Below are 8,824 nucleotides of genomic sequence, written 5' to 3' on the forward strand. Positions count from 1 at the left end.
ACGTGCGGGATCGGGGGGCATGGCAGAGTAAGCGGTGATGTCGAACGCAACTGGTACCCGGGTCCATAGGTCGCACCTGCCGCTCGTCGCCGCGGCCACCGGCGCGACCCCCTCACGCCGTCCGGTGTGGTTCATGCGGCAGGCCGGCCGGTCGCTGCCCGAATACCGGGCCATCCGCGCCGATCACGGCATGCTGGAGTCCTGCTTCGACGCCGAACTGGTCTGCGAGATCACGATGCAGCCCGTCCGCCGGCACGACGTCGACGCGGCGATCCTCTTCTCCGACATCGTGGTGCCGCTCAAGGCCGCAGGCATCGACCTCGACATCGTCGCCGGAACCGGACCGGTGATCGCGGAGCCGGTGCGCTCGCCCGACGCGGTGTCGCGCATCCCGCGACTGGAGCCCGCTGCCGTCGGCTCGATCGCGCGGGCCATCGAACTCCTGCTCGGCGAACTGGGCGACGCCACGGCGCTGATCGGCTTCGCCGGTGCGCCGTTCACCCTCGCCTCGTACCTCATCGAGGGCGGGCCGAGCCGCAACTACGAGCGGACCAAGGCGATGATGCACGGCGACCCGGAGACGTGGGGCGAACTCATGGCACGTCTCGCCGACATCACCATCGCGTTCCTGCGCGTCCAGCTCGACGCGGGCGTCGACGCGATCCAGCTGTTCGACTCGTGGGCCGGCATGCTATCGGCCGCCGACTATCAGCGTTTCGTCGCGCCGCACAGCGCCCGCGTGCTGGCCGAGGTCGCCGAATACGGGGTGCCGCGCATCCACTTCGGCGTGGGCACCGGTGAGCTCCTCGCGCCCATGGCGCATGTCGGCGCCGACGTCATCGGCGTCGACTGGCGCGTGCCGCTCGAGGAGGCCGTCCGCCGGGTGGGTCCGGGCAAGGCCGTGCAGGGCAACCTCGACCCGACACTCCTGTTCGCCGGACAGGACGTGGTCGACAGTGAGGTTCGGCGGGTCGTCGCGGACGGCGACCGCGCGGTGGCGGCCGGGGCGATCGGGCACATCTTCAACCTCGGTCACGGCGTGCTGCCCGGCACCGACCCGGATGTGCTGACGCGGGCCGTCGAAGTGATCCACAGCCTCTGATGTCTCCGCGCGTCCGGATCGCGATCGTCGGCGGCGGGATCTCCGGCCTGACCGCCGCGTACCGCCTTCGTCGTGCGCTCGGGTCCGACGCCCACATCGACCTCGTCGAGGCATCCGGACGGCTGGGTGGTGTGCTGCACACCGCGACCGTCGGCGAGCGGGCCGTCGACGTCGGAGCCGAGGCGTTCATCGTCCGGCGTCCCGAGGCGCTCGACCTCGTCACCGAACTCGGCCTCGCCGACCGGATCGTCTCACCGACACCGCGGCGTCCCGCCGTGTGGTCGGGGGAGCGGTTGCATCCGCTGCCCGGTCCGGCATTGATGGGGATCCCGGCCGGCCCGGCGGTCGTCGAGGGTCTCGCCGACCCCGCCGACCTCGTTCGGATGGCCGACGAACCCGGACGGCCGTTGAGTTGGCAGGCCGGCGCCGACATGTCCGTCGGGGAGCTGGTCGCCGAGCGGTTCGGGCCCTCCGTCGTCGCTCGGAGCGTCGATCCGATGCTCGGCGGGGTGTACTCCAGTCTCGCCCGTGACATCGGGGTCCGTGAGGCGCTCCCGGCCCTCGCGACGAGTCTGGACGCGGGTACGCCGTCGCTCAGTGCCGCCGTCGACGCCCTCATCACCGCCGGCGCGGGTGCCTCCGGCCCCGTCTTCGGTGCGCTCGTGGGCGGTTACGCGGTCCTCCTCGACGCCCTGCGGACCGCGGCCGGTATCGATCCGCAGATGGCCGGTCCCGTCACCGATGTCACTCCGTCGGCAGACGGTTGGGTGCTCGGATCCGATGGTGCCGTGGATCGGCCACCGTACGACGGGGTGATCCTGGCGGTGCCCGCCTGGCGGGCCGGCGACCTGCTGCACCGGTCCGTGCCGGAGCTGTCCGCTCCGCTGCGGGCGGTCCGGCGCGCCTCCTCCGTCGTGGTGTCGATCGCGCTTGCGCCGGGAACGGTGCTACCCGAACACTCCGGCGTGCTGGTGGGCACCGGAGAAGGATTGCGCGCCAAGGCTTTCACGTTCAGCTCGCAGAAGTGGGCCCACCTGTCCGACACCGGCCGGCCGGTGTCGGTCCGGGCGTCGTTCGGACGGTTCGGTGCGCCGGTTCCGGATGAGACCACCGAACCCGGGGTCGACGAGCGGTTGCGGCACGATGCGCTCGAGGATCTCGACGAGGTGTGCCGGGCCGCCGGCGTCCCGCCGGTGTCGTCGCGGGTCGTCGACGTGTACGTGCAGCGCTGGGACGAGGGACTGCCGGTCTATGCGCCCGGACACCTCGCCGCGATGGCGCAGGTGCTGAGTGTGCGGCCCCCGCGTCTCACCCTGGCCGGGTCGTCGTACGCCGGGGTCGGGGTGCCGGCCTGCATCGGCCGGGCCGGTCGCGCGGTGGCCGAACTACTCGACGATCTGGCGTGACCCGGCAGGGTTGACCTGCCTCGTCGTCGGGTGGGCTGCGGTGGCACGATGGCTTCCATGAGCCGCTTGGATTACGCAGAACTCAACTCGACGATCCGCTACCTGATGTTCTCGGTGTTCGCGGTCCGCCCCGGTGAACTGGGCGCCGATCGTGATCAGGCCAAATCGGATGCCGCGGACTTCTTCAAGTCGCTCGAGGACAGCGGCGTCGTGGTGCGCGGTGTCTACGACGTGTCCGGACTGCGCGCCGACGCCGACTTCATGATCTGGTGGCACGCCGAAGACGTCGAGCCGATCCAGGCCGCCTACGCCAGGTTTCGCCGCGAGACGGTTCTGGGACGCGCGTGCAACCCGGTGTGGAGCAACGTCGCGTTGCATCGCCCGGCCGAGTTCAACAAGAGCCACATCCCGGCGTTTCTCGCGGGCGAGGAAGCCGGCAACTACATCTGCGTGTACCCGTTCGTGCGGTCCTACGAGTGGTACCTGCTGCCCGACGAGGAGCGTCGCAAGATGCTCGCCGACCACGGCAAGGCGGCCCGTGCGTACAAGGACGTCCGCGCCAACACCGTGTCGTCGTTCGCGCTCGGCGACTACGAGTGGCTGCTGGCGTTCGAGGCGCCCGAACTGCACCGCATCGTCGATCTGATGCGTGACCTGCGCGCCACCGAGGCCCGGTTGCACGTCCGCGAGGAGACGCCGTTCTTCACCGGTCCGCGCGTCGAGGTGTCCGCGCTGATCGACGCGCTGCCCTGAGCCGGGGAGCGGACGCTAGTCGGCGGACTCCAGCTTGAGGCTGATGCTGTTGATGCAGTAGCGGAGGTCGGTGGGGGTGTCGTAACCCTCACCGGCGAAGACGTGACCGAGGTGGCTCTTGCAGTTCGCGCAGAGCACCTCGACACGCCGCATGCCGAGTGAGTTGTCCTCGACCTCGATGATCCTGTCACCGGCCAACGGGGAGAAGAACGACGGCCAGCCGCAATGCGATTCGAACTTCTGCTCGCTGCGGAACAACTCGGCGTCGCAGGCGCGGCACCGGTAGACCCCGACCGTCTTGGTGTCGGTGTACTCGCCGGTGAACGGTGCTTCGGTGCCTGCCTGGCGCAGGACCCGGTACTCGGCGGGGGTCAGGCGCTGCTTCCACTGGTCGTCGGTCAGATCGGCGAGATTCTCGGCGTCGGTCGACGGGGTGCTGTCGGTCATGTCCTCCACGGTAGCGCGCGTGGCCGGACCGACTGTGTCAGCGCTGTTTCGACAGGCTGACCGCGTCCTCGGCGCTGGTGGCCGCGTCGGCGGAGGCGTCGATCCCGCCGGCGGGGACACGCGGCGCATCGGACTCCGCCCGGACCGGTGGCACCATGCCGGCCACCCCGTCGGACCGCATGTCGAGGTAGCGGAACAGCAGCGAGCAGAACACCGCGATCATCAGCAGCGACCAGCCCCACGTGACCTTGTTGTACTCGACCATCCAGCCGAACGCCGTCCATCGGTCGGAGTAGAAGCCGTCGAAGGTCATACAGCCGTAGACACCGAGCCACGCAGGCCAGTTGCGCATCGGCGACCCGGGGAGCAGCACCGTCATGAGCAGCGGGAACAGGAGCATCGAGTAGTAGCCCTGACCGAGTGAACCGACCAGGAACGTGGTGCACAGCAGGACTCCCGACGAGACCGCCAGCCACATCAGCTCGTTGGTCTTGCGGTAGTAGCGGTACAGGAACCACAGCGAGAACGCGGCCATCAGCACGAACGCCGCGCGCAGCAGCAGGATCAGCCACGGGGCGACACCGAAGTAGGCACCGTTGCCGGCGATCGAGCTGTTGTAGTAGTCACGCGCCTCCCCGAGGTACGGGACCGTCCGACTGATGAAGTCGTTCGCGTCGACCGAGAGGGGCCAGGCGACGACCGTCAAGACGACCGGGATCACGATGGCGAGGGCGAACACCCGCCACTGGCGGTTGAGCAGCGGCAGGAGCATCAGGGGCGCCAGCACCGGCTTGACGGCCAGGGTCAATCCCATCGGTACACCGGCCCACCAATCGTGCCGGTTGAGCATCAGCATGAGGAATGCGATCAGTCCCAGCAGTACGAACGAGTTGAAGTTCGTGAAGATCAGTGTGTGCGAGACGGTCTCGGTGCTGAAGAAGAAGAACAGGACCGTCGGCATGACCCACGAGTCGAGGGCGTAGCCGAACATCCGGGTGAGCAGGTAGGCGCAGATGAGAAGCGCGATGACGCTGACGGCGATGAAGGCCCAGCGGGCGCGCTCGTAGTCGATGATCGCCACCGGTGCCATCAGCAGGGTGCCCGACGGCGGGTAGAGGTAGTGCGGGTCGACGGTGGCGTAGTTCTCGCCGTAGACCGGCAGGTTGTTCAGGAAGTTGTAGGCGGCGGCGTACACCGGCTTGAAGTCGTCGGTGCGGTCACCGTTGACGCCCAGGAACACCGAGCGGTGCACGACCATGAGCAGGCTGATCGGCCACAGGACCATCGGGATGATCCGTTGAGCACTCATCGGTGGATAGAGATACCTGTCGAGATTCGCCACCCGCGAACCGTACTACGCTCGCCGTCGAGCTCAGAACCCCGAGCGCGCCTCCGGCGTTGCTCAGGTCGGGCAGCCGCGTTGAGTCGGCCCCTGCAGCGGGGCCCGGTCGACATACTCGGTGACCACCTCGGCGGCACAGGCGCTCCGGCCCAGCACCGAGAACCCCAGTCCGTCCCAGGCGACCGTCACCGGTTCGGCGTCGGCGTTCATGAACAGCGGGACCAGGGCGGCGGCTCCCTCGCCGCCGTTGATCGGGTCGCGTGTCCCGTTGAGGATCAACGGGTCGGCCGGCAGCGACGTGGGCGGCCGGACCGGATTGCCCGAGGCCCAGCCGTTGCACCGGACGAGCGAGAGCGCGCTGTCGGCCCCGGTGAGAGGGTTCTGCTTCGACCACGCGTCCACGAGACCCGGCACCTCGTTCTGACCGACCGGTCCGGTGACGTCGTTGCACCGGGAGACCAGGGCGCCGTCGGGAAGCCGGAGGGTGGCGGCGCGATCGGCGAGACGGACGAGCGCGGCGGTCTGCCCGCGGTCGGCGGCCGCGATCGCGTCGGCGAGGTCGAGGAGAGACTGCGGCCGGTCCGAGGCGAGGGCGAGGGTCGTCGTGATCGCGTTGAGCGCGGCGGTGTCCGACAGGGAGGGGAGCTCGCCTGCGCGCGCCTTGGTCAGCACGCGGGTCATCGTCGCGACTCCATTGGTGCCGAGGGCGCAGCCGCCCAGCGCCGAACAGCGCTGTGCGAAGCCCTGCAGCGCCACCTGGACGCCCCGCGCCTGTGACAGGGCGCGGTCGCGCGCGTTCGCGCCGAACGGCGTCGGGGTGTCCAGGATGATCCGCCCGGCGCGCCCGCCGTACAGGGAGGCGTAGGCGAGCACGACATCGGAACCCTCGCCGGCGCCGATGAGTCCGAGGTGTTCGACCCCCCAGCGCTGACGAAGGGACTCGAGATCTGCGGCGGCGTTCGTCGCCCCGAAACTCAGCTGGTACGGGGTGAGTGTCTCGGTACAGCCGTCGGACGCCGACGACGCTGCCGATGCGAGCCGGGAGATCCGCGCGTCGGTGGTCGTCCCTCGATCGGTGAGTCCGTTGTTCGCGATCGTCTCGCGTTCGAGTCGGGTCATGCAGTCGATGTCGGTGCTGAGTGGGATCCCGCGATGGTCGACCGCGACCACCGGGTGCGACGCGAGGAGCGCCCGTCCCGGTCCGGCCGTCATGACCATCAGGGTTCGCGACGACGGCAGGTCCGAGCCGGAGGTGAGGACGAGCGGCGCGGCATCGGGTGGCGTCTCGGCCGTCCGGGCGCGGGTCACCGCGATCGAGACCGCTTCGCCGTCCGGCTTGTCGCGGTCGATGGGCGAGTCGTACTCGGCGCACTCGATGGTCACACCCTCCGGACGTGCCACCCCGTACCGTTCGGTCGTCTCGGCGGCACAGTCACTCCACGCCAGATCGGTCTTCGGCGCCGCGAGCGCCGGCACCGGCGGGGCGGTCGACGAGGACGGGGCAGGCCCCTGCTGGCCGCCACCACCCGGGATCAGGTCCGGTCCGCGATCGGGGCCGACGGCACAGGAGGACAGGACGATCGCCGCGACCGCGCCGGCGACGACACCCGCGAGAGCCCTCGGACGGGTGCGTGGTCCTACGCCGACGGCCGGGGTGTGCGCTCTTGGCATGTCCGCGAGAGTAGTCAACGCCACCGCGAAGACGCCCCGGCCGGGTTCGGGGGCGCGTCGGGATGGGACCCGATGGGTCACCGGGTCGACGAGCGCCCGTGGCGGAGCCATCGGGTGAACACGAACCCGTCGTCGTCGGTGAGGATCGACGCCGGGCGCAGCGCGTGCAGGACGGCGGATGCTCCACCGGACTCCGCGCCGCCGGTGGTCACGATGCGTCCGGCGTCGCCGCCCACCAGGTGCGGGCTCGTGGTGAGGCAGAGTTCGTCCAGGGCGTCGGCTGCCACGAGGGAACCGAGCAGACGGGGTCCGCCCTCGCACAGCACGCGGGACCATCCGCGGTCGGTGCAGTGTTCGAGGATCGCCGACGTCGCGACGGTGTCGTCACCGCAGTCCACCAGTGTCGCGCCTGCGTCGATCAACGCGCGTCGACGATCCGCGGGGGCGTTCGTGCAGGTGAGGACGACCGTGTTCGGGTCGGCGACGGGCTCGAAGTCGGGTGGGATGGACAACGACCGAGACACCAGCGCCAGTGCCGGCGCGGGTGCCTGCCCCAGCGATTCGCGATGCGCGGCGAGCGCGTCGTCGGCCTGGGGCCGGCCGTACCCCTCGGTGGTCGCGGTACCGGCACCCACGAGGATGACGTCGGCCAGTCCGCGCAGCACGCGGAACAGGGCCTTGTCGCCGGGTCCGCCGAGTCCGCCGGATTTACCGTCGTAGGTGACCGCACCGTCGATCGACGACACCATGTTGGCGCGCACGAAGGGGGTGGCGGCGTCGGAACCCGACGCCGGGCGCGGTGGGTACCGGTACAGCTCGGCCAACCGGCCCAGCTCGTCGTCGGATGTGACCTGGGTCGCTTTCTGCAGGTGGAACATGTATTCATCATTCCGCGGATGGCTACTCTCCACACATGGTGGCCCGACTCTGCGATCGCAACCCTGCGACCTCGCCCGACGCACTCATCGACGAGATGGTGCCCCCGTCGACGTTCGACGACGTGAGCTTCGACTCCTACATCCCGGACCCGAACGAGCCGTCGCAGGCCGAGGCGGTGGCCAAGGCGCGCGACTTCGTCGTGCGGGCGTCCAAGGCGCGCTCCGGGAAGAAGGGCCTCTTCTCGCGGAAGGCGCCGGCCCAGGGAGTCGGTCTCTACCTCGATGGCGGTTTCGGCGTGGGCAAGACCCACCTGCTGGCATCGATCTACCACTCGATGCCCGCGCCGAAGTCGTTCGCGACGTTCGTGGAGGTCACCCACGTGGTCGGTGCGCTCGGCTTCGTCAACGCGGTCGAGCGGCTCTCGCAGCACACGGTGCTGTGTATCGACGAGTTCGAACTCGACGACCCGGGCGACACCATGCTCGTCTCCCGCCTGCTCACCGAGCTCACCGCCAAGGGCGTCTCGATCGTCGCCACCTCGAACACGCTTCCCGGCCAGCTCGGCGAGGGCCGGTTCGCCGCCCAGGACTTCCTGCGGGAGATCCGCAAACTGTCCGCGGTGTTCGAGACCATCCGTGTCGACGGCCCCGACTACCGCCACCGTGACCTGCCGCCCGCGCCGGAGCCGCGAAGCGAGTCCGAACTGACCGAGATCGCCGAGTCCACCGAGGGGGCGACCCTCGACGACTTCGACGCCCTGTGCGATCACCTCAGCACGCTGCACCCGTCGAAGTACAAGGATCTCGTCGACGGCGTCTCCCTGGTCTGCATCTCGGGAGTGCACCCGGCCGAGGACCAGTCGGTGGCGCTGCGCCTGGTGGTGCTCGCCGACCGCCTGTACGACGCCCACATCCCGGTCACCGTTGCCGGCGCGAAGCTCGACGAGATCTTCACCGACGAGATGCTCGCCGGCGGCTATCGCAAGAAGTACCTGCGTGCCACGTCCCGCCTGCTCGCGCTCTCGCGGTTCGCGGAGTCGGCTGCCTGACAACGTAACCGGCAAACCCACCCCTTTTCCGTAAACCCAGCCGGTCCGCTGGACTGGTCCCCAGGAGTTGGACTGGTAATTCGGGAGGTTACGCCACGAGGGTCTGAGTCCGGTATTGCACCGGGCTTAGACCCTCGAGGCGTTCGGAGGTGCGGTTGTGGTTGTACCACTGGATG

Annotated in this window: 9 protein-coding genes; 4 read left to right on the top strand and 5 right to left on the bottom strand. The window is 69.5% G+C overall.

Features of this window, described 5'->3' with window-relative positions:
- The first annotated feature begins 37 nt into the window (after nucleotides 1-37).
- The 3 genes from hemE to hemQ are packed head-to-tail and all read left to right on the top strand — an operon-like array spanning nucleotide 38 to nucleotide 3,261.
- Nucleotides 38-1,102 carry a uroporphyrinogen decarboxylase gene (hemE, locus tag MHN80_RS20840; RefSeq protein WP_082932142.1) on the top strand — a complete coding sequence of 355 codons (1,065 nt, stop codon included), beginning with the start codon at nucleotides 38-40 and terminating at the stop codon, nucleotides 1,100-1,102.
- A complete protein-coding gene (locus MHN80_RS20845; RefSeq protein ID WP_239403478.1) occupies nucleotides 1,102-2,508 on the top strand; it encodes an FAD-dependent oxidoreductase in 1,407 nt (468 codons plus the stop codon). Before hemE ends, MHN80_RS20845 begins: the two co-directional genes overlap by 1 nt.
- 57 nt (nucleotides 2,509-2,565) lie before the next feature.
- Entirely contained in the window at nucleotides 2,566-3,261 is a 696-nt protein-coding gene (gene hemQ, locus MHN80_RS20850) for a hydrogen peroxide-dependent heme synthase (protein WP_004018825.1), read from the top strand.
- Nucleotides 3,262-3,276: 15 nt separating this feature from the next.
- Here the strand turns inward: hemQ and msrB are convergent, their stop codons facing one another.
- The 4 genes from msrB to MHN80_RS20870 all read right to left on the bottom strand — a co-directional run bounded on the left by msrB (nucleotide 3,277) and on the right by MHN80_RS20870 (nucleotide 7,599).
- Nucleotides 3,277-3,708, bottom strand: a complete 432-nt coding sequence (msrB, locus tag MHN80_RS20855) for a peptide-methionine (R)-S-oxide reductase MsrB (RefSeq protein WP_101818957.1) — start codon at nucleotides 3,706-3,708, stop codon at nucleotides 3,277-3,279.
- A gap of 37 nt (nucleotides 3,709-3,745) precedes the next feature.
- On the bottom strand, nucleotides 3,746-5,050 hold the full coding sequence (locus MHN80_RS20860; protein ID WP_239403479.1) for a glycosyltransferase family 87 protein: 1,305 nt from the start codon (nucleotides 5,048-5,050) through the stop codon (nucleotides 3,746-3,748).
- A 60-nt stretch (nucleotides 5,051-5,110) separates the two neighbouring features.
- Complete coding sequence (locus MHN80_RS20865) at nucleotides 5,111-6,721, bottom strand: alpha/beta hydrolase (RefSeq protein ID WP_239403480.1); 1,611 nt, start codon at nucleotides 6,719-6,721, stop codon at nucleotides 5,111-5,113.
- Nucleotides 6,722-6,798: 77 nt separating this feature from the next.
- On the bottom strand, nucleotides 6,799-7,599 hold the full coding sequence (locus MHN80_RS20870; protein ID WP_239403481.1) for a pyrimidine reductase family protein: 801 nt from the start codon (nucleotides 7,597-7,599) through the stop codon (nucleotides 6,799-6,801).
- Nucleotides 7,600-7,634: 35 nt separating this feature from the next.
- Between MHN80_RS20870 and zapE the strand changes: the two genes are divergently transcribed.
- Nucleotides 7,635-8,648, top strand: a complete 1,014-nt coding sequence (gene zapE, locus MHN80_RS20875) for a cell division protein ZapE (RefSeq protein WP_239403482.1) — start codon at nucleotides 7,635-7,637, stop codon at nucleotides 8,646-8,648.
- Nucleotides 8,649-8,736: 88 nt separating this feature from the next.
- Here the strand turns inward: zapE and MHN80_RS25945 are convergent, their stop codons facing one another.
- Nucleotides 8,737-8,823: an IS3 family transposase gene (locus tag MHN80_RS25945; RefSeq protein ID WP_374206312.1), complete on the bottom strand. Its 87-nt coding sequence runs from the start codon at nucleotides 8,821-8,823 to the stop codon at nucleotides 8,737-8,739.
- Between the last annotated feature and the right edge of the window lies 1 nt (nucleotide 8,824).

Origin of the sequence: Gordonia sp. McavH-238-E, from assembly GCF_022348225.1 — a bacterium.
Classification (GTDB): Bacteria; Actinomycetota; Actinomycetes; order Mycobacteriales; family Mycobacteriaceae; genus Gordonia; species Gordonia terrae.